This is a genomic window from Natronobacterium texcoconense, from assembly GCF_900104065.1.
Taxonomy (GTDB): Archaea; Halobacteriota; Halobacteria; order Halobacteriales; family Natrialbaceae; genus Natronobacterium; species Natronobacterium texcoconense.
In genome coordinates this window covers 1084954-1104487 of the sequence record NZ_FNLC01000001.1, presented here as the reverse complement: position 1 = coordinate 1104487, position 19534 = coordinate 1084954, and the positions used below count along the sequence as shown (strand labels likewise).

Below are 19534 nucleotides of genomic sequence, written 5' to 3'. Positions count from 1 at the left end.
TTCGAAACCCTTAATCGTGTGGTGCTACTTCAGAGAGATACAATGGCAACCGGAACGGTTGACTTCTTCAACGACACGGGCGGCTACGGATTCATCGACACCGAGGACGCAGACGAGGACGTATTCTTCCACATGGAAGACGTCGGCGGCGAGGACCTCACCGAGGGGACCGAGATCGAGTTCGATATCGAAGAGGCCGAGAAGGGCCCGCGAGCGACGAACGTCGTTCGTCTGTAAGGTAACTGCCTCGCCAAACGGCGAGAAACAATTCTTTCGACAGTTTCACTCGAGAGCGACAGCCTCGAGAAACCGCCGATTACTCCGGCGGCGCGATCTCTCGAGGTTCGTGGTCACCACAGCCGTGTTCGTACACTCGCTCTTTGTCTCTGTCTCGATCCGTTGGATCGTCGATCGACTCGAGCGTGACGTCCTCGACGACGTAGTACACGTTGACGTGGGTGATCGTGGCGTTCCGATCCGCTCCCCAGTTCGAACAGAGGTGTTCGGCCAGCGACGCTGCGACGGTGTCGCTGCTCCGGACGCTGCTCATGTAGAACCGTTCCCTGTACGTGTCGAACTGTTTCTGTAACTCCTCGTACGGCCGGTCGTAGGTCAGTTCCCGGTCGTTGTAGACGTCGAACTGGCCGCCGTCCTGGGTCTGGGCCGGGAAGACGTAATACTGATCCGACGTCCGGGGATGGGGCGCGAAGACGCTCCAGTCCGGTTGATCGACGCCGACGATCTCGGCCCGCTGTTCGATCCGGTCGGCTGGACCGTCTTCCTCGTCGACGAACTCGGCGAGGGGCATGTGTGTAAGCGCCGGAACGATCAGGACCGAAACGACCGCGATAGCCAGGGCGACGCCGTAGACGCTCCTCGTGAACCAGCCCGGAACCGGAGTACTGAGCTGGAACACCGGCACAGAGCGAGCGAGTCGCTCCAGGCTTCCTCGAGCGTCGACCGGTCGGAGTCGCTCGATCGACGCGTACCGTGCGATCGTCTTTACGTCCTCCCAGAACCCTGCCTGGAGGAACAACAGCAGGCCCGCAATCGCGACGTAGGGGAACGCACCGATCCGGACGGTGATCGCGAATGAGGCGTGGCCGCCGACGAACATGGCGACCAGTGCCGTCCGAGCTCTTCCCCCGAGGAGGACGAGCAGCCAGGAGAAAAGCAGCATGTAGTACCACGTCAGGCCGCCGTACTGCAGCATCGTCGGAAAGTTCCGCATGAAGTCTCCGAGGAGAAACGTCGTGTTGTCCAGGCCCATGATGAGCGGCGTCGCCTCCCCGCTGATCCACAGGTCCGACTCGGTCTTGTGGTAGCCGTTGAGGAAGTACATGAACACGATCTGGGCGAGTATCGCGGCGGAAGCGACGCTCGTGACGCCGTCTCGAGAGGGACCGTCGGCGTGGACAGCGTCGATCGACCACCGCTCCCCGAGCGGGAGAAAGATCGCCCAGAACAGCAGGAACCGGAAGAGGACGTCGGCGTAGCTCAACACCAGCGGATTGTGGTGGTCAAGCGAGATGACCAGCAGGAAGGCAACCACCGTCGCGATTCTCGTTCGGTAGCCGATGGCCAGTTGAATCCCTACCAGCGCAGTGAGGACGAAAAGCGCCGCAATCGCGGTCGAACTCGTCGTGAAGTAGTACACCGAGAACGCACCGTCGGCCGACGCCTCCATCGCCAGCGACTGTGGGACGGCCCCCTCCTCCGTGTACATGAACCTGAAGTTTCGGGCGCGGAGCAACACGTCAGCGACGATGAGTAACCCGGCAGCGATCCGAAAGGCGGCGAGCGAACGTGTATCGATCCGGACCGAAGCGGAAGCGAGGTAAGTAGGGTTCGCTAGCCGCTCCCTGATGCGTGCCGACAGCACCGTGAGACGGCGGCTGATCTTCCCCATCTATCTCGCGGGTGGGTGGCTGTCGTCCGTCATTGCAACGGCGTCGATCCCCGTACCCATGTGAACGACTTGCATGAGTGGGTGCAACGGTACAGTGCACTCCGTCGTAGCTTTTCGGATCGGTCGGGAAACTCATACGAGGTGTCCGACGGATTCGCTCGAGCGGCGGTCACTTCGAACGCACCGCAGGTATGCGGAGATCGTCCGGTCGGAGTAGTCGCGTCCCGATCCGGGCCCGAAACGGGTTCGGGAGTGACGGCTGTGATCGAACGGGACGGTTTCCTCGAGTCGCCGTCGGAAATCACCTACTGACGTGTTCGTCCGAAGTATTCGCGGTTGCTGTCCTTGCTCCCTGTACGCTCGGCTTTCTCATTACACGGCTCGGGAAAGACGACCGTAGTGGTTCATAGAGTCTCATTTCTCGCCCGGAGAGAGCCGATAATCCCTGCCTGCGATACATTCGATCTCGTGACTATTCTCAGTTGCTGACGGTCAGAACGGTAGTATCGTCGTGAGAAACGGTAGTTCACCGATTACAAACCGTCAGTATATTGGAGGATTCGCCACTCACCGGAGCCGGCGATGGCCGGTGGCCGGGAGCCCACCATGACCGACGAACGTACCCTCTCTCGACGGGACAGTCTCAGGAGTATCGCCACGACCGGCGCGCTGGTCGGTGGTGCCGGGTTCGGCCTCGGCACCGCGAGTGCGACGGGCGACAAGAAAGACGGCAAGGATCACAAGAAAGGGAAAGACGACAAGGACGGGGACGACGGCAAAGACGTCGACTACGAAGATCGGGTCGACTTCCAGGAGTGTGACGCCGCATTCGTGCGTTTCGAGAGCGAAGACGAGCTGCCGGCTGCCGTCCGCATCGTGACGTACAACGCCGTCGACGAACGGATCGAACACGTCGCGGTGACGGTGACCGCGGATCGCGTCCGGCAGTTCGCCCGCTACGGAACAGATCTGGTCTACGAGTTCAACGTCTACCAGTTCTACGACCGCCCGGCGGACTCGAGCGACCGAATCCTCGCGGTGTCGATCGACGGCCAGGGCGTGCTCAACCCACACGACTGCGCGAAGGCACCGGTCGACACGAAAAACGACGAGGACGCGACGATCGACTTCGACGAACTCTCCTACGACGGAATCTGCGTCGACACGGACCGCGATACCGCACGGTTCCGAGTCGCCAACGACAACAAACGGACGGTCACACTCGATTACGTCGTCGCCGGCGGCGAAGAAGGGACGGTAACGATCGCTGGCAAGAGTGCGACGTACTTCGAGGTCGGCACGACCAGTTCCAGCGGCTCGGCGACGGTGTACTTCTACTACGGTGACTCGCAACTCGCCGTCGAAGGGAGCAACCAGGATCGTGAGTGTATCCCCCGCGACCGACTCCGTCTCACCGCCCAGTGTGTCGAAGTCTGCGAGGATCGGTCCTGGTACCGGATCACGAACTACGAGGGCAGGACGCTGACGCCGACCCTGCGCGTCGCCGGCACCGCAAGCGACGCCGCGATTACGGTACCCGGCAACCAGGCGGTCGACGTGTGGATCGGGTCGACCGACCCCAATACGACGGCACAGCTGTTCTACGAGGGCGACATCGTCGGCAGCGAGGGACTCCCCGAAGAACTGTGTGAGGACGACGTCGCCGTCGACCCAGAGGACATCGAGTTCGAGGCTGTCGGCCGCAAGGACGGCTACGGCAGGTTCAAGGCGACCAACCACGGCGAGACGAAAGCACCGCTCGAGTGGCGACTCGAGGACGGTGACGCCCGTGGATACGTCTGCGTTCCGGCGAAAAGCACGGCGGAGTTCTGGGTGCCACTCGAAGGGAAACTCGAGGACGGTGCAGTCGTCGGCCTCTACCACGACGGCGACCGAATCGCGGAAGCAGGGATCGACAAGACGGCACCGAAGGTGGAAGACGACAACGAGGACAAGAAGAAAGGGCACTGATCGCGAGGACTACGTTCCGACTCGACGTCGATCGAACTGATTGTTTTCGCGTTTTCCTCGATTTCGGCCGTTCGACTCTCACCACGCAGATTTTCGACGGTGCGTCCCTCGACAGGACTCAGTACGTTCGATACGACGCAGAGCCGACGTCGATCCGAACCAGCACGTTCTCGGCGTAGGCGTCGGCAGCCGCGCCGTACTTCTCGTTGATCCGGCGTCGTGCGGCCGCGGTTCGTTCGTCGTCGTCCACGACGGTCGCCGTTCCGAGTAGCGTGACCATCCACTGGGGATCGCCCCCGTCGTCGTGCTGGATCGACAGCGCGACTCGTGGGTTCTCCCGGACGTTCTCCAGTTTCCGTCCCGTCGTGACGAGTTCGACGACCTCGTCTTCGGCCTCGTACCGATACCAGACGGGGGCGACGTGGGGTCGTCCGTCCCGACAGGTCGCGAGGTGGGCCATCAGCGGTTCGCCCTCGAGGAGTCGCTGTGCTTCCGGTGGGACTGTCACGGGCGAACTCCGGCAGCGGCGGACAAAAACGTCCAGCCTGCGATCCCCTCAAATGGCGACTCCTTTAATGTACTCGAGGGTGGACGCCGACGTAGTGAGCGATCGACGAGCCGAACGGGGCGACGGGATCGACCGCGACGAGCGGACGTGTTCCGTCTGTGGGGGCTCGCTTTCGGGGACGGCAGTCGAGACGACGGGTGAGCCGTTCTGTTCGACCGGTTGTCGGGACGTCGACCGAGCACTCGAACCACTGGGTCCCGACGAAGGCCGGACGGAGACTCGAGCCACCGAGAATCGGGACGGGGACGAAGACGCCGCCACCACCCACTTTCGGGTCGACGGCATGCATTCGGCGACCTGCGAATCGTTCCTGGAGACGGTCGCGAGTGCCCGCGACGGCGTCGTCGACGTCGCCGCGAGCTACGTCACCGAAACCGTTCGAGTGGCCCACGATCCCGACCGAATCTCGAAGGAGGAACTCCGGGACGTCCTGAGTACGGTCGGCTACACGGCGTATCTGCGGGAAGGTGCCGCAGACGACGGGAATCGACGCAGGAGCGACGACGCGACGCGGCGCGCTCGAGAGATGAGCGGGCTCCGGAAAGACCGGACCGAGGACATGCTCGAGATCAGGTACGTCGTGGGGATCGTCTTCGGTTCGTTCCTGCTCGTGCCCTACCTCGCGGTGCTGTATCCGGTCTATCTCACGTCGTTTGCCGACTGGGGGATGCTCCACCTCTACGAAGAGGCGTTCAGCGATTTCGACGGGTTCCTGTTTTTCCCCTTCTTCTTCGTCGTCACCGGAGCCGTACTCTACCTGACCGGACTCCCACTCTTGCGCGGTGCCTACGTCAGCCTGAAACTCCGACGGCCGAACACGCACCTGCTGGCCGCGCTGACGATCGTCGCCGCGTTCGCCTACGGCACTCTGGCGATCGTCACCGGGGAAGTCGAACTCTACTTCGATCTCACGATCGCCGTCGCTGCACTGGTGATGGCCGCCGTCTTCTACGAGGCGACGATCAAGCGTCGAGCGAGAAACCAGTTGACCGAACTAACGACGTCACAGGTCGATACGGCCCGCGTGTACGGCTCCGACACCGACGTCGAGACGACGCGAGAGATTCCAGTCGAGGACGTCGAATCGGGCGACCGTCTGCTCGTCCGAGAAGGTGAACGTGTCCCCGTCGACGGCGTCCTCGAGAGCGCGTGTACGGTCGACGAGGCAGTCGTTACCGGCGAATCCCTTCCCGTCTCGAAGGTCGCCGGTGATCCGGTCGTCGGTGGTTCCGTCGTCCGAACTGACGCCGCGGTCGTCGACGTCGGCGAGGAGACGACCAGCAGCATCGACCGAATCACGGAAGCGGTCTGGGACCTCCAGAGCGCGACCCACGGCACCCAGCGCCGGGCTGACGCGGTCGCAGCCGTTCTCGCACCGATCGTAATCGTCGCGGCCGCCCTCGTCGGTACGGTTGCCGCCATCCAGGGAGCCGCCCCCACGACGGTCGCGACGGCCGTTCTGGTGACCGTCATCGTCGCGAGCCCGTGGGCGCTCGGGCTCGCCGCGCCGGTCTCCGTCGGTGCCGGCCTCCGGGAGGCCCTCGAGCACGGCATCGTCGTCTTCGACGAGAGCGTCCTCGAGCGGCTCCGGGACGTCGACGTCGTCGTCTTCGACAAGACGGGGACGCTGACGACCGGCGAGATGACCGTCCTCGAGACCGAGGCACCGCCGGACTTGCTGGCGGCGGTCGGCGAACTCGAGGCACACGCGTCCCATCCCGTCGCGGAACCGATCGCGGCCGCCTTCGGAGGTAATGGCGAGACTCGAGTCGCGGAGTTCCGGAGCCACGGGAAGGGCGTCTCCGGGATCGTCGACGGGGATCGAATCCTCGTCGGTCATCCGCAACTGTTCCGGGAGCGAGGATGGACGCTCGAGGACGGCCTCGCGGATCGGATCGAGACACAGCGGGGCTTTGGCCGACTGCCGATCGTCGTCGGCCGGGACGGTCGCGCGAAGGGACTCGTCGTGGTCGGCGACGAACCGCGGAACGACTGGGAGGGGACGCTCTCGAGTCTGGGGGACCGGGACGTCGAGGTCGTGGTGTTGACCGGTGACGACGAGACAGCGACGGAGTACTTCGCGGATCATCCGGCGGTCGATCACACGTTCGCGGCCGTGCCACCGGCCGGGAAGACCGAGGCGGTGCGTCGCCTCCGAGAAGAGGGCTGCGTGGCGATGGTCGGCGACGGGACGAACGACGCGCCCGCGCTCGCCGAGGCGGACCTGGGAATCTCGCTCGGAAGTGCGACCGCGCTCGCGGCCGACGCAGCCGATCTCGCCATCGTCGACGACGACCTCCGGTCTGTCGAACGCGCCTTCGAGCTTGCGGGTGCTGCACGCCGTCGGATCAGGAGCACGCTCGCGCTGGCGCTCGTCTACAACGTGATCGTGATTCCAGCGGCACTGCTCGGAGTCCTGAACCCGCTCGTCGCGACCGGCGCCGTCGCGGTCTGCAGTCTGCTCGTCGTCGGCAACGCGGCACGGCCGTTGCTCTCCTGACGATGAAAATCGGAAAACAGTGTCGCGCTCGTTACTCGTCGGCCAGCGTCCACTCCTCGGAACCGCTCGAGGCGACGACGCCCCGGCGTTCCATCTCCGAGAGCACTTCCGAGAGTCGGTCGGGCTGGGCGATTTCCATCTCGATGCGGTCGATGCCGTGAACTTCGGCGAGAGAGTGGCGGATCTCCTCCTGGGTGAACGAGTCGCCCGCTGCCTGCTCCATCACACCGGAGATCAGATCGACCATGTCCTCGATGAAGTTCCAGGGGTAGACGATCCAGGTCCACTCCTCGAGTCGTTCGCCGACGTAGTCGGGTTCGTACTCGCTGGTGCCGAGCAACTGCAGCGTGGCGGTCCGGACCTCGCCGGCGTCGCGGTCGTCGACGTACTCGTGGGCGCGTTCGATCGAACCGCCGGTGTCGGCGATGTCGTCGATGATCAGCACGTCTTTCCCCTCGACGCTGCCTTCCGGCATCGGGTAACGGACGGTCGGTTCGCCCGATTTCTCGGCCGTGCCGACGTAGTGTTCCATCTTCAGGCTCGTCAGGTCGTCCATCCCGAGGAAGTCACAGAGACACCGGCCCGCGAACCAGCCGCCGCGTGCGAGCGCGACGATGACGTCCGGTTCGAACTCGTCGGAGCGGACGTCGTCGCTGACGTCCCGACAGAGGCCGTAAATGTACTCCCAGTTCGTTATCGTACAGTCGAAGTCGTCCGGTAAGTCGGACATCTGGTGGCCACCTAGACGAAAGACGAATCGGGATCCTCATAAGTGAGGTGAAACGCGTCTCGTTCTCGCGAGTTCCTATAATAGTGCATAGGTATAACCGTTCGAATGTCGAATAGTTCTGCGTACCGATGCCCGCTACACAGGAGTACGAGTACCTCCTCGAGTGCGAGAACGTGATCGGCGTCGACTACGACGAGAGCGAGAACCGGGTAACGGTCTTCGTCTCCCAGAAGCGTCCGAAAGACTGCCTCGACGACGAGGACGACGTCGAAAAGCGGGTCGTCGAGGCCGGCCACGATGCCGACGTCGACGTCGTCGACGCCGGCTACGACGAGACCAAGGAGGGGTTCGACGCTCTCTCCGTCCTCGAGCCCATGCCGGAAGCCGCGCCAGGGAGACAGGACCGCCACCGGCCCGTACCCGGCGGCGTCAGCGAGATCAACGTCGACTCGACGGCCGGCACTGGCGGCCCGTATCCGGCACGCGTCGAGGATGCGAGCGCCGCGGCGTGGAGCGACGACGTCGACGAGGGCGACCTCGTTCGGCTGTCGAACAACCACGTCTACGCCCGGTCGAATGCGGCCGACTTCGGCGAACCGATCCTGCAGCCGTCGCCGGAGGACGGCGGCGACGAGGGAGATGCAGTCGGTGAACTCGTCGGGTACGTGCCCATCGAGGACGAAGCACTGGTCGACGTCGCCGCCCGCTCGGTCGACCGGGGGCAGGAGTCGGCGACCTACTACGAACTCGAGGCCGACTGGCCGACCGGTGTTCGCCGAGAGGAGTACGCCGACCCCCGCGGCGAGACCGTGACGAAGACCGGCCGTACCACCGGCGTCACGAGCGCCGACGTCGAGGCGACGAGCGCGAGTGTTCGCGTCGAGTTCGGCGAGCAGGGAGCGATCCTCTTTCGCGACCAGCTCGTCACCGGCTACATGTCCGAACCGGGCGACAGCGGGTCGCCGGTCTTCCTCGAGAACGGCGAACTCGTCGGCCTGCTCTTTGCCGGTTCGTCCCGACAGACGATCTGTAACCGGATCGCGAACGTCGAAGCGGAACTGGGCGTCGAAATTCTCGTCACCGAGCCCGACGAGGAAGACGAGAACAACGAGAAAGGTGAGGACGAGGAGGTTCCCGTCTACACGACGACCATGGATCACACCGTCACCGTGGACCTCGAGGCCCAGTCGCCCGAACTCGAGGCGCTCGAGTTCGACGGCGAACTACAGCCGGGGACGACCGTCGACGTGACCGCGACGCTGTCCGGCGAACCGGGCGAGTACTGGCTCGCCGTCGAGGACGAACGGACGACGGTGTCGATCGATGAGGACGGCGACGGCGAGGGAACGCTCTCGGTGTGGATCCCCGACGACGCGTCGCCGTCGACGACGCTCCGAATCCGCGGCGGACCGATAGAGACGCTCGAGTAGAGCAGCGTTCTCGAGGAGGTCCAGCGACGCCAGGGAAATGTTACTCTCAGAACATTTTTCTATCACTGTTCCGTGATCGATACCAATGGGTGCCGATCGCTGGCAATTGTTTCGAACGCTGGTCAGGTCGCGCGGTGGCGGATCCCCGGCCGGCGATATCGTCTGTCTCGCCGCCGTCATGGCGGGTATCGGCGTATACGCGTTCGTTCTCGGCTATCTCGTCCGGGTTGCCGGCCCCGTCGTCGAGGACGGGACATCGCCACGGACGGCCGTGAGCGTTCGGTTTCTGCTCTTCGGAACCGTCTTGCTCGCCATCGCCGTCGGCCTGTATCAGCGACGACTGATCGCGTGGCTCGGCGCGGTCACGTTTGCGGTCGGTGGCGCTGTCCTCTCGCTCGCCACGTCACTCGCCGCGAGTCACGCGGCCCGTCCGGTCGCGCTCGTTTCTTCTCTCCTTCTGCTCGGGTTCCTTCTCGCCAGACGGAACCTGTTCGTCGAGTTCCGATAGCCCGCTCACGAACCGCTTGCCGCGACTTTCCTTGTCACTGAAGTCGAGAGACTGCCGACGATGCGCCGGGTCTCGGACGCCGAGCTGCCGTTTTACAACCGGACAACTATTATAACTCAATAGTACAACCTAGTTATCGATGGCGAACACCCAGATTGCCGCCGCCCGAAGCGGAACGATCACCGAGGAGATGGAACGCGTCGCCGAACGCGAGAACCGCGATCCGGAATTCGTCCGCAAGCAGGTCGCCGACGGTCAGGCTGTCATTCCGGCCAATCGGAACCACGACGCCCTCGATGCGATGATCATCGGCCGCGAGTTCGCGACGAAAGTCAACGCCAACATCGGTAACAGCGAAACCACGAGCGACCTCGAGACCGAACTCGAGAAACTCCACACCGCGGTCCACTACGGCGCGGATACGGTGATGGACCTCGGGACGGGCAGCGACTTGGACGAGATTCGAGAAGCGCACATCGAGCACTCGCCCGTCCCGATCGGTACCGTGCCGCTGTACGAGGCCGTCAAGCAGGCTGGAAGTCCCGAAGCGATTACGACGGAGCTGCTGCTCGAGATCATCGAGAAACAGGCCGAGCAGGGCGTCGATTACATGACGATTCACGCCGGTATTCTGGCGGAACACCTGCCGTTGACTAACGGCCGCAAGACGGGCATCGTCTCCCGGGGTGGTTCGATCATGGCCAAGTGGATGGAGGAACACGGCGAGCAGAACCCGCTGTTCCAGGTCTTCGACGATATCTGCGAGATATTCGCCGAACACGACGTCACGTTCAGCCTCGGCGACAGTCTGCGTCCGGGCTGTCTTGCTGACGCCTGCGACGAGGCTCAGTACGCCGAACTGGACACGCTCGGCGAACTCACCCGCCGTGCCTGGGAGTACGACGTCCAGGTGATGGTCGAGGGACCCGGCCACGTTCCGATGCATAGGGTCGCCGAGAACGTCGAACGCCAGCAGGAGGTCTGTGACGGCGCGCCGTTCTACGTCCTCGGGCCACTCGTCACGGACGTCGCGCCGGGGTACGACCACATTACGAGTGCCATCGGTGCGGCAATAGCCGCCCAGTCCGGTGCCTCCATGTTGTGTTACGTGACGCCCAAGGAGCACCTCGGCTTGCCCGACGAGGAAGACGTTCGCGACGGCCTGGCAGCCTACCGGATCGCCGCCCACGCGGGTGACGTGGCCAACGAACGGCCCGGCGCTCGAGACTGGGACGACGCACTTTCGGAAGCCCGCTACGAGTTCGACTGGCGCGAGCAGTTCCGGCTGGCGCTCGATCCCGATCGCGCCCGCGAGTATCACGACCAGACGCTCCCCGGAGACAACTACAAGGAGGCGCGATTCTGCTCGATGTGCGGCGTCGAGTTCTGTTCGATGCGGATCGATCAGGACGCTCGAGCGTCTGAAAATAGTCCGCGGCCGGCGGAAACTGACCAGTCTCAGACCGAAGCGATGGCGCGACTCGAGACCGAGACCGACCTCGAGTCCTCTCCCGCTGCGGAGGTGAACCGGCCACCCGTCGGAACGCACGATTCCGACGATCTGCCGCCGATCGACGAGTGGGCGGAGCAACCGATCGATTCGACGGGCGACGACTGAGCGGCCGACGGACGCGTTCGCCAATCCGATTTTCGCCACAGTACTGCGTGATACCGACTCCCACAGGGTTCGGCGAGCGCAAGGTACTTCTTGACTGACTGGTTAGTCAGTAGCGTGTCCGGCCGAACGGAATCCGAGAGAGCGACCGCGCGTCTTCTACCGGAGGAGCGGAATTCGTGAGCCTTCGCGATCACCTCGAGCGGATATTCGACGCTCGAGAGGAGGTCGATCTGACCAGCGGCGGCGTCGCGCGGCCGCTGCTCTATCTCTCCCTGCCGCTGATAATCACGAACGTCCTCCAGACGGCGTACAACGTCGCCGACACGTTCTGGCTCGGCCGGTACGGGACGACGGAGGTGGCGGCGATCAGTTACGCGTTTCCGCTGGTCTTCCTGTTGATCTCGCTTGCGCTGGGACTGTCGGTCGCCGGGAGCGTTCTCGTCGCCCAGTACGTCGGTGCCGACGACGAGTCGAAAGCCGAGTATGCGGCGTCACAGACGGTGTCGTTCTCGATAATCGGTTCACTGATCCTCGGACTCGTGGGCTACGCCATCGTCGACGACCTGCTCGCGCTCTTTGGTGCCGAACCCGAGGTCGTCGCGGCCGCCGCGAGTTACATGCGGATCTACTCGCTGGGGCTCGTGTTCGTCTTCGGCTTCTTCATGTTCGTCTCGTTGATGCGGGGGTACGGCGACACGGTGACGCCGATGCTGATCATGTTCGTCTCGGTGGCGATCAACATCGCGCTCGACCCACTCTTGATCTTCGGCGTGGGTCCGTTCCCCGAACTCGGAATCGCCGGGGCAGCGTACGCGACGATCTTCGCCCGCGCACTCACGCTGGCGCTAGGGCTGTGGATCATGCTTCGGGGCTACCGGGGCGTCCAGATCCACCTCTCTCAGATGGTTCCGGACCCCTCGTACGGCTGGAAGCTGATGCGACTCGGGCTCCCGGCGTCGTTCGAGGGTGCCAGTCGTGCGCTCTCGATCAACCTGCTTCTGGTCATCGTCTCGCTGTTCGCGACGCCAGTAGTCGCGGCCTACGGCATCGGGACGCGAATCCTCTCGGTGATTATCCTGCCGGCGATCGCACTTTCCCAGGGCGTCGAGACGATGACCGGACAGAACGTCGGTGCCGGCTACCCCGACCGGGCGGCGTCGGCAAACAGGATCGCCGCGATCGCGTTGTTCTGTACGCTGACCGCGGCCGGGTTACTGACGATGCTCGTCGCGGAACCCGTCGTCGCCGTCTTCACGACCGATCCGGAGGTCATCGACGCCGGAGCAACTTTCCTCTACTACGTCGCTCCCACGTTCGGCCTCTTCGGCGTCATGTACACCTACATGGGCGGCTTCCGCGGAGCCGGAATGACGTCTACCGCCGCGGGACTCGTACTCCTGGCGTTCGGCATCGTCCAGGTGCCGGTCGCGTGGTGGGCCTCGACGATCCTCGGTCCCGAGGGTATCTGGCTCTCCTTTGCGGTCTCGCACCTGATCGGCGCGGTTGTCGCCGTCGGCTGGTTCAACCGCGGCACGTGGCGAGACGGCGACCTCACCGGCGGTCGCCGCCCCGACGTGGAGACGGCGACCGGGCAGGGCACGTCCGACGATTGATACGGAACTCGAGGGGAAAACCGAATAGCCCTCCGCTGTACCATCCCGTATGGAGACGATCCGGCTCTTCCAGGTCGACGCGTTCACCGACGAACCGCTCGGGGGCAACCCTGCCGGTGTCGTCCCGGACGCGGACGACCTCACCGACGACCAGATGCAAGCGATCGCCGACGAGATGGCCGTCAGCGAGACGGCCTTCCTCCGCTCGAGCGACGACGCCGACCGCCGCGTTCGCTATTTCACTCCCACACAAGAGGTCGACCTCTGTGGCCACGCGACGATCGGCTCGTTCGCCTACCTTCACGACCGTGAGGGGCTCGAGCCCGGAACGACGACCCTCGAGACGAACGTCGGCGTCCTCGAGATCGACCTCGAGGAAGACGGTACGGTCTGGATGACACAGGACACACCGCAGATTCGCGAAGTAGACGTCGGCTACGACCGTGTCGCAGCGGCTCTGGGCGTCGACGAGGCGGCACTCGAGGGCGCCAGCGACGACATTCCGCTCGCGGTCTCCTCGACCGGCCTCCCCTTCCTGATCGTTCCGATCACGTACCTCTCGGACCTCGGCGCAGCCGAACCCGACATGAACGCGATCGAGGGGCTGGCGGAGTCCGTCGACGCCGCGGGCATCTACGTCTTCAGCTTCGACACGCTCGAGGGCGCGTCGTCGCTACACGGACGGATGTTCGCGCCCGGCGCCGGCGTCCCCGAGGATCCGGTAACGGGGACGGCAAGCGGTGCCGTCGGTGCCTACCTCGACCGCTTCGGTGCGTTCGACGACGACTTCCCCGAGGAACTGCGACTCGAGCAAGGACACTACGTCGACCGGCCGGGCATCGTTCGCGTGCGAGTCGACGGCGAGGTACAGGTCGGCGGCCGCGGCGTCGTCGCACTCGAGGGGTCGATGGTCGTTCCGCCGGCCGACGAGGACGAGATTCTCGAGGCCTGATTACGGACTCCCGAGCGGCGAAAATCGCCAGACAACAGAGAAACTCATTCGGTCCCGAGTTTCGAATCGTGGCTACCGTTCGCAACCTTCTTTATTCGGTCTCCTGACCACCTATATAGAGATGGCTGTACTCTGGCTGGACGAAATCAGCGCCGACGACCTCGAGCAGGTCGGCGGAAAAGGTGCCTCCCTGGGAGAACTGACGGGCGCGGGGCTGCCCGTTCCCTCGGGATTCGTGGTCACTGCTGGAACCTACCGATCGTTTATCGAAGAAGCGGAAATCGACGAGGAACTGTTCGAGGCCGTCGACGTCGACGTCGAGGACTCGAGCGCCCTCGCCGAGGCCGCGGATCGGGCCCAGGAGTTGATCACTGAGACGCCGTTCCCCGACGACCTGCGCGAGGAGGTCCTCGAGGCCTACCACGAGGTCGGTGACGGAGAAGCGTTCGTCGCCGTCCGTTCGTCGGCGACGGCCGAGGACCTGCCCGACGCCTCCTTCGCCGGCCAGCAGGAGACGTTCCTGAACGTCACCGAGGAGCGCCTCCTGGAACGAGTCCGTGAGTGCTGGGCCTCGTTGTTTACCCAGCGGGCGATCTACTACCGCCAGGAGCAGGGATTCGACCACTCGTCGGTCAACATCGCCGTCGTCGTCCAGCAGATGGTCGACGCCGACAAGTCCGGCGTGATGTTCACCAGCCACCCTTCGACCGGCGATCCGACGATGATCGTCGAAGCCGCCTGGGGACTCGGCGAAGCCGTCGTCTCCGGCGCGGTCTCGCCGGACAACTACGTCGTCCCCCGCGAGGACGACGACGACGAAGTCGACGTGACCGTCGCCGAGAAGAAGGTGATGCACGTCAAAGACGAGGAGACCGGCGAAACCGTCGAACGGGAAGTCCCCGAGGAAAAGCGCAACCAGCGGGTTCTCGACGGCGACGAGATCGACGCGCTCGTCGAACTCGGCGAACGAGTCGAAGACCACTACGACCAGCCACAGGACGTCGAGTGGGCCATCGTGGATGGAGAGGTCTACATGCTCCAGTCCCGGCCGATCACGACGATCGACGAGGACGACTCCGCCAGTGCGGAGACGGACCTCACCGAAGGGATGGCCGATCCGACGAAAGGCGTCACCGACGGCAGCGGAGCGACGGCGGCCGCCGGCTCCGGAAGCGCCGACTCACAACCCTCCGGCGACGTCATCGTCGACGGTCTCGGCTCGAGTCCCGGGACCGTAAGCGGTGCCGCCAAGATCGTCACGAAACTCGACGACCTCGCGAAGGTCGGCGAAGGGGACATCATCGTCACCGAGATGACGATGCCCGACATGGTGCCTGCGATGAAACGCGCTTCCGGCATCATCACCGACGAGGGCGGGATGACCAGCCACGCGGCGATCGTCTCCCGCGAACTCGGCGTCCCCGCGATCGTCGGCACGACGAACGCCACGACCGTCTTAGAGGACGGCCAGGTCGTCACGTTAGACGGTGAAAAGGGCAACGTCCTCGAGGGCAAGGAGATCGAACCCGACGAGGAGACCGAACCCGTCGAGGAGGTCCGCCCGCAGTCGCCGGTCAAGCCGATGACCGCGACCGAGGTGAAGGTCAACGTCTCGATCCCCGAAGCAGCAGAACGCGCGGCCGCGACGGGAGCCGACGGAGTCGGTCTGTTACGGACCGAGCACATGATCCTCTCGCTGAATCAGACGCCCGAGAAGTTCATCGAGGAAAACGGCAAAGACGAGTACATCAACCAGCTGATCGACGGCATTCGGGGCGTCGCAGACGAGTTCTACCCGCGTCCCGTCCGCGTCCGCACCCTCGACGCCCCGACCGACGAGTTCCGCCAGCTCGAGGGCGGCAGCGACGAACCCGACGAGCACAACCCGATGCTGGGCTATCGTGGCATCCGCCGCTCGCTCGACCGACCCGAGGTCTTCGGGCACGAACTCGAGGCGTTCCGCCGGCTCTACGAGATGGGGTACGACAACGTCGAGATCATGTTCCCGCTGGTCAACGACGCGGAGGACGTCTACGCCGCCAAGGGACTGATGCGTGAGGCCGGCATCGACCCAGACAAGCGCAAGTGGGGTGTGATGATCGAGACGCCCGCCTCGGCGCTGGCCGTCGAGAAGATGGCCGAGGCCGGCATCGACTTCGCCTCCTTCGGCACGAACGACCTGACCCAGTACACGCTCGCGGTCGACCGGAACAACGAGCACGTCGCCGACCGGTTCGACGAACTCCACCCCTCCGTGTTGCGGCTGATCGGCGACGTGATCGAGACCTGCCGCGAACACGACGTCGACACGAGCATCTGCGGGCAGGCCGGCTCCAAGCCCGACATGGTCAACTTCCTCGTCAACGAGGGAATCAGTTCGATCTCCGCGAACATCGACGCCGTCCGTGACGTCCAGCACGAAGTGAAGCGAGTCGAGCAGAAGCTACTGCTCGATTCGGTGCGCTGATCGGCGGCCGAGAACGTCGATTCGTCGTTACTCCTCTTCCTCTTTCGGGGCGATATCGTCCTCTATCTCGGCGTAGAACTCGCGCAGGGCCGCTTTCGTTCCGGAGTAGACTGCTGCCCACAAGATGCCGAACAGGACCACCAGTGCGAGGATCGGCTCGAGCATATTTTCGACTGTGTTAGGATATTGATGAAACTATCGGTCGAGTCGATGCCTCCTCTGCCAACGACGGCTGGCAAAATCCGGCAACTCTCGAGCAGTCGCCCCTGTTCACCTCGCTGCGGGCAAACGCAACGAATATCCGACCGATACTCATCTACCGTAATATGCGCGCCGAGCCACAGTCGTTCGACCGGGTGCTGTCCTCGATGTGCACCGAGCCGCATCCGGCAGCACGCGAGGCCGCCGAACGCTTCCTCGCGACCAATCCCGGCGATCCCGGCACGTACCCGACCGTCGCCACCCTCGAGGACGAGGCCATCGAACTTCTGGGCGAAATCGCTGGTCTCGCGGAGCCGGCGGGGTACGTCGCCAGCGGCGGAACGGAGGCGAACGTCCAGGCCGTCCGGATCGCACGCGAACGTGCCGACGCTCGCCGCCCGACCGTTGTCGTTCCCGAATCGGCACACTTCAGCTTCAACAAGGCAGCCGACCTCCTCGGCGTCGAACTGGCGGTCGTCCCGACGGCCGACGACGGTCGAGTCGACCTCGAGGCCGTCCGTGCCTGCGTCGACGAGGATACCGCCGCGATCGTCGGCGTCGCCGGGTCGACGGAGTACGGCCGGGTCGATCCGATCCCGAAACTGGGCGAAATCGCCGACTCGGTCGACGCGTTGTTACACGTCGACGCCGCCTGGGGTGGGTTCGTCCTCCCCTTTACCGACCACGAGTGGCACTTCGGCCACGCGGCCGTCGATACGATGGCGATCGATCCCCACAAGATGGGGCAGGCTGCGGTTCCGGCGGGCGGGCTGCTCGCCCGTTCCGCCGACCTGCTGGACGAACTCGCCGTCGAGACGCCCTACCTCGAGTCGACCTCGCAGGCGACGCTGACTGGAACCCGGTCGGGTGCGGGCGTCGCGAGCGCCGTCGCCGCGATGGAAGAACTGTGGCCCGACGGCTACCGCGACCAGTACGTCCGCTCGCAGAACAACGCCGAGTGGCTCGCCGCCGAACTCGAGTCCCGGGGGTACGACGTCGTCGACCCGGAACTTCCGCTCGTGGCGGCGTCGATCCCGACGCAACTGTTCGAGGCGTTACGCGGTGAGGGGTGGCGACTCTCCCGGACTGCAGACGACGAACTCCGAGTCGTCTGTATGCCCCACGTCACCCGTAACCAGCTCGAGTCGTTCGTGGCCGACGTGGATCGACTCGAGGACGAGGTTGGGATCGAAGTTCCCGTTTCGGGAGAGTGAATCGACACACGTTTTTCGCCGTAACCGAGAGTACGATCCGATGGATCGGCTGGACGTCGTCGCTGCCGTCGGCTGTCTCGTCCTCGTCGTAGCGACGTGGCTACTCACGCTCGAGGCGGTCGTCGTCGCGGCCGCGTTCGCCGGCTTCTTGCTGTCGCTGTCTGTCTGGCGGCTGTACGACGGGCGACCCTGGGAGGCACTGGGCTGGTTCGTCTGGGTCTGGACCGCTGTCACAATCGTCCTCGAGTTGTCGACGCCGACGTTCGTGGTCGCGTTCGTCGGAACTGGGGTACTGGGTGCGATGCTGTTGCTGGGTGGTCGATCCGGCGTGTTGCTCGACGTCTGGACCGTAGAGAGCGAGTAGGGATTACTGACCGCCGACCCACTCCGCGAACGGTCCGGTCAGGAACTCGTAGTAGTCGAGGATACCGAGCACGAGCGCGACGATCAGGACGACGACGACCGGAATGCGGACCGCCCAGATCCAGGCGGGCCCGAGCGAGCCGAGGTCGCCGATGCCTCGCGAGAGTTCGTCGACCGCGAGTTCTGACAGCGACCAGCTAACGAGGATCATCAGGAGTAGTCCACCGAGCACCAGCAGGATCTGGTCGGCGAAGAGGTCGAACAGGTCGAGCAGGACGAGGTCGTACGCCGACGGAAGCCCGAGCAGGAACAGCGCGATGCCGATTCCGAAGGCCGCGACCTTTCGGTCGACGTTTCGCTCGTCGACGACGTAGGAGACGACGACCTCCATCAGGCTGATCGCACTCGAGAGCGCGGCGATCGCGACGGTCCCGAAGAAGATCGCACCGATGATCCAGCCGAGTGCGAGGTCACCGAACGCTGCGGCCAGTGAGACGAAGATCGCGCCAGCACCGGGATCGGCGGGATCGACGCCCGCGGTAAAGAGGATGGGGAAGACGATGAGGCCCGTGATGAACGCGATCGCGGTGTCGAAGCCGATGACGATCGCGCCGTCTTCGGCGAGATTCCGGTCCTCACCGAGGTAGGAGGCGTAGGTGATCATCACTCCCATTCCCAGCGAGAGGGTAAAGAAGGCCTGTCCCGCTGCGGCGGGGAAGATGCTCTGCCATTCGGCGGCGATCACGCCCCACTCCGGCGAGAGGTAGTAGCTGTAGGCCTCACTCGCGCCCTCGAGGGTGAACGCGTAGATGGCCATTCCGACCGTGATGACGATGATCGCGGGAACCATCACCTTCACGGCGAGTTCGATCCCGCGCTGGATGCCGAAGGCGACGATGACGATCACGACCGCCATGAACAGCGCGTGGAAGAAGATGGCGTCCAGTCCGCTCGCGAGTTCGACGAACTGCCCCTCGGCCTCGCCAGCATCAGCGAGGTAGCCGTCCTGGAGTCCGAGTATCGTGTACCGGATCGTCCAGCCAGCGACGACGCTGTAGTACGAGAGGATGACGAACCCGGTCGCGATGAATATCCAGCCGACGTACGACCAGGCGCCGCCCGCGATCGCTTTCAGCGCGCCGACTGGGTTTCGTTCGGTGTGTCTGCCGACGACGAACTCGACGAGCATCGCCGGGAACCCGATGAGCGCGATAAACAGCAGGTAGATCAGCAGGAACGCGGCTCCGCCTTCCTGTCCGACCTGGAAGGGGAACCGCCAGATGTTCCCGAGGCCGACCGCGCTTCCGACGGCCGCGAGGATGAACCCGGTCCGAGTCGCCCAGGTCTCGCGAGGGATGTCGATCCCAGCCATGGTCGGACCCACGACACTGCCTCCCAAAACTGGCGGCGACTGTCTTCGGTAGTAATACGCGTTTTCGTCGTTGTATCCGCCCCATACTCTCCGAAAGTGGCTATAACTGGATACTACT

Annotated in this window: 16 protein-coding genes; 11 read left to right on the top strand and 5 right to left on the bottom strand. The window is 64.3% G+C overall.

Going from position 1 to position 19534, the window contains the following annotated elements; genetic code table 11:
- Positions 1–42 precede the first annotated feature (42 nt).
- Positions 43–237 carry a cold-shock protein gene (locus tag BLR35_RS05570; RefSeq protein WP_090378561.1) on the top strand — a complete coding sequence of 65 codons (195 nt, stop codon included), beginning with the start codon at positions 43–45 and terminating at the stop codon, positions 235–237.
- Between the two features lie 79 nt (positions 238–316).
- Here BLR35_RS05570 and BLR35_RS05565 read toward each other — a convergent pair whose 3' ends face one another.
- Entirely contained in the window at positions 317–1909 is a 1593-nt protein-coding gene (locus tag BLR35_RS05565; RefSeq protein ID WP_090378558.1) for an HTTM domain-containing protein, read from the bottom strand.
- 606 nt (positions 1910–2515) lie between these two features.
- Here BLR35_RS05565 and BLR35_RS05560 point away from each other — a divergent pair.
- Positions 2516–3880, top strand: coding sequence for a hypothetical protein (locus BLR35_RS05560; RefSeq protein ID WP_244510190.1), 1365 nt, complete (start codon positions 2516–2518; stop codon positions 3878–3880).
- 118 nt (positions 3881–3998) lie between these two features.
- Here BLR35_RS05560 and BLR35_RS05555 read toward each other — a convergent pair whose 3' ends face one another.
- The gene (locus BLR35_RS05555; protein ID WP_090378552.1) at positions 3999–4388 is read right to left on the bottom strand and encodes a pyridoxamine 5'-phosphate oxidase family protein; all 390 of its coding nucleotides are present in this window, start codon (positions 4386–4388) and stop codon (positions 3999–4001) included.
- A gap of 94 nt (positions 4389–4482) precedes the next feature.
- Between BLR35_RS05555 and BLR35_RS05550 the strand changes: the two genes are divergently transcribed.
- The gene (locus tag BLR35_RS05550; RefSeq protein WP_090379708.1) at positions 4483–6948 is read left to right on the top strand and encodes a heavy metal translocating P-type ATPase; all 2466 of its coding nucleotides are present in this window, start codon (positions 4483–4485) and stop codon (positions 6946–6948) included.
- Positions 6949–6979: 31 nt separating this feature from the next.
- On the opposite strand, the gene BLR35_RS05545 is transcribed toward BLR35_RS05550, so the two are convergent.
- A complete protein-coding gene (locus tag BLR35_RS05545; protein ID WP_090378549.1) occupies positions 6980–7678 on the bottom strand; it encodes a phosphoribosyltransferase in 699 nt (232 codons plus the stop codon).
- Positions 7679–7806: 128 nt separating this feature from the next.
- Here BLR35_RS05545 and BLR35_RS05540 point away from each other — a divergent pair, with 128 nt between their 5' ends.
- The 6 genes from BLR35_RS05540 to ppsA all read left to right on the top strand — a co-directional run bounded on the left by BLR35_RS05540 (position 7807) and on the right by ppsA (position 16266).
- Positions 7807–9108 carry a trypsin-like serine protease gene (locus BLR35_RS05540; protein ID WP_090378546.1) on the top strand — a complete coding sequence of 434 codons (1302 nt, stop codon included), beginning with the start codon at positions 7807–7809 and terminating at the stop codon, positions 9106–9108.
- An 85-nt stretch (positions 9109–9193) separates the two neighbouring features.
- A complete protein-coding gene (locus BLR35_RS05535; RefSeq protein WP_090378542.1) occupies positions 9194–9616 on the top strand; it encodes a hypothetical protein in 423 nt (140 codons plus the stop codon).
- A 139-nt stretch (positions 9617–9755) separates the two neighbouring features.
- Positions 9756–11234, top strand: a complete 1479-nt coding sequence (gene thiC, locus BLR35_RS05530) for a phosphomethylpyrimidine synthase ThiC (RefSeq protein WP_090378539.1) — start codon at positions 9756–9758, stop codon at positions 11232–11234.
- A 176-nt stretch (positions 11235–11410) separates the two neighbouring features.
- Complete coding sequence (locus BLR35_RS05525) at positions 11411–12847, top strand: MATE family efflux transporter (RefSeq protein ID WP_090378536.1); 1437 nt, start codon at positions 11411–11413, stop codon at positions 12845–12847.
- Between the two features lie 49 nt (positions 12848–12896).
- Positions 12897–13799 carry a PhzF family phenazine biosynthesis protein gene (locus tag BLR35_RS05520; RefSeq protein ID WP_090378533.1) on the top strand — a complete coding sequence of 301 codons (903 nt, stop codon included), beginning with the start codon at positions 12897–12899 and terminating at the stop codon, positions 13797–13799.
- Positions 13800–13920: 121 nt separating this feature from the next.
- Positions 13921–16266, top strand: a complete 2346-nt coding sequence (ppsA, locus tag BLR35_RS05515; RefSeq protein ID WP_090378530.1) for a phosphoenolpyruvate synthase — start codon at positions 13921–13923, stop codon at positions 16264–16266.
- A gap of 27 nt (positions 16267–16293) precedes the next feature.
- Here the strand turns inward: ppsA and BLR35_RS20565 are convergent, their stop codons facing one another.
- Positions 16294–16431, bottom strand: a complete 138-nt coding sequence (locus tag BLR35_RS20565; protein WP_170830969.1) for a hypothetical protein — start codon at positions 16429–16431, stop codon at positions 16294–16296.
- A 161-nt stretch (positions 16432–16592) separates the two neighbouring features.
- Here BLR35_RS20565 and mfnA point away from each other — a divergent pair, with 161 nt between their 5' ends.
- Together mfnA and BLR35_RS05505 are read left to right on the top strand one after the other, a co-directional pair.
- Positions 16593–17681 carry a tyrosine decarboxylase MfnA gene (gene mfnA / locus BLR35_RS05510; RefSeq protein ID WP_090378526.1) on the top strand — a complete coding sequence of 363 codons (1089 nt, stop codon included), beginning with the start codon at positions 16593–16595 and terminating at the stop codon, positions 17679–17681.
- A gap of 40 nt (positions 17682–17721) precedes the next feature.
- Positions 17722–18045 (top strand): hypothetical protein, encoded by a 324-nt coding sequence (locus BLR35_RS05505; RefSeq protein WP_090378523.1) that lies wholly within the window; start codon positions 17722–17724, stop codon positions 18043–18045.
- A 3-nt stretch (positions 18046–18048) separates the two neighbouring features.
- Here the strand turns inward: BLR35_RS05505 and BLR35_RS05500 are convergent, their stop codons facing one another.
- The gene (locus BLR35_RS05500) at positions 18049–19416 is read right to left on the bottom strand and encodes a sodium-dependent transporter (RefSeq protein WP_090378520.1); all 1368 of its coding nucleotides are present in this window, start codon (positions 19414–19416) and stop codon (positions 18049–18051) included.
- Between the last annotated feature and the right edge of the window lie 118 nt (positions 19417–19534).

What these genes read in the sequence shown, in the direction of transcription:
- BLR35_RS05565 (WP_090378558.1), bottom strand. Translation starts at nt 1,909, where the DNA reads ATGGGGAAGATCAGCCGCCGTCTCACGGTGCTGTCGGCACGCATCAGG.
- BLR35_RS05535 (WP_090378542.1), top strand. Translation starts at nt 9,194, where the DNA reads ATGGGTGCCGATCGCTGGCAATTGTTTCGAACGCTGGTCAGGTCGCGC.
- BLR35_RS05520 (WP_090378533.1), top strand. Translation starts at nt 12,897, where the DNA reads ATGGAGACGATCCGGCTCTTCCAGGTCGACGCGTTCACCGACGAACCG.
- mfnA (WP_090378526.1), top strand. Translation starts at nt 16,593, where the DNA reads ATGCGCGCCGAGCCACAGTCGTTCGACCGGGTGCTGTCCTCGATGTGC.
- BLR35_RS05570 (WP_090378561.1), top strand. Translation starts at nt 43, where the DNA reads ATGGCAACCGGAACGGTTGACTTCTTCAACGACACGGGCGGCTACGGA.
- ppsA (WP_090378530.1), top strand. Translation starts at nt 13,921, where the DNA reads ATGGCTGTACTCTGGCTGGACGAAATCAGCGCCGACGACCTCGAGCAG.
- BLR35_RS05545 (WP_090378549.1), bottom strand. Translation starts at nt 7,678, where the DNA reads ATGTCCGACTTACCGGACGACTTCGACTGTACGATAACGAACTGGGAG.
- thiC (WP_090378539.1), top strand. Translation starts at nt 9,756, where the DNA reads ATGGCGAACACCCAGATTGCCGCCGCCCGAAGCGGAACGATCACCGAG.
- BLR35_RS05540 (WP_090378546.1), top strand. Translation starts at nt 7,807, where the DNA reads ATGCCCGCTACACAGGAGTACGAGTACCTCCTCGAGTGCGAGAACGTG.
- BLR35_RS05500 (WP_090378520.1), bottom strand. Translation starts at nt 19,416, where the DNA reads ATGGCTGGGATCGACATCCCTCGCGAGACCTGGGCGACTCGGACCGGG.
- BLR35_RS05560 (WP_244510190.1), top strand. Translation starts at nt 2,516, where the DNA reads ATGACCGACGAACGTACCCTCTCTCGACGGGACAGTCTCAGGAGTATC.
- BLR35_RS05505 (WP_090378523.1), top strand. Translation starts at nt 17,722, where the DNA reads ATGGATCGGCTGGACGTCGTCGCTGCCGTCGGCTGTCTCGTCCTCGTC.
- BLR35_RS20565 (WP_170830969.1), bottom strand. Translation starts at nt 16,431, where the DNA reads ATGCTCGAGCCGATCCTCGCACTGGTGGTCCTGTTCGGCATCTTGTGG.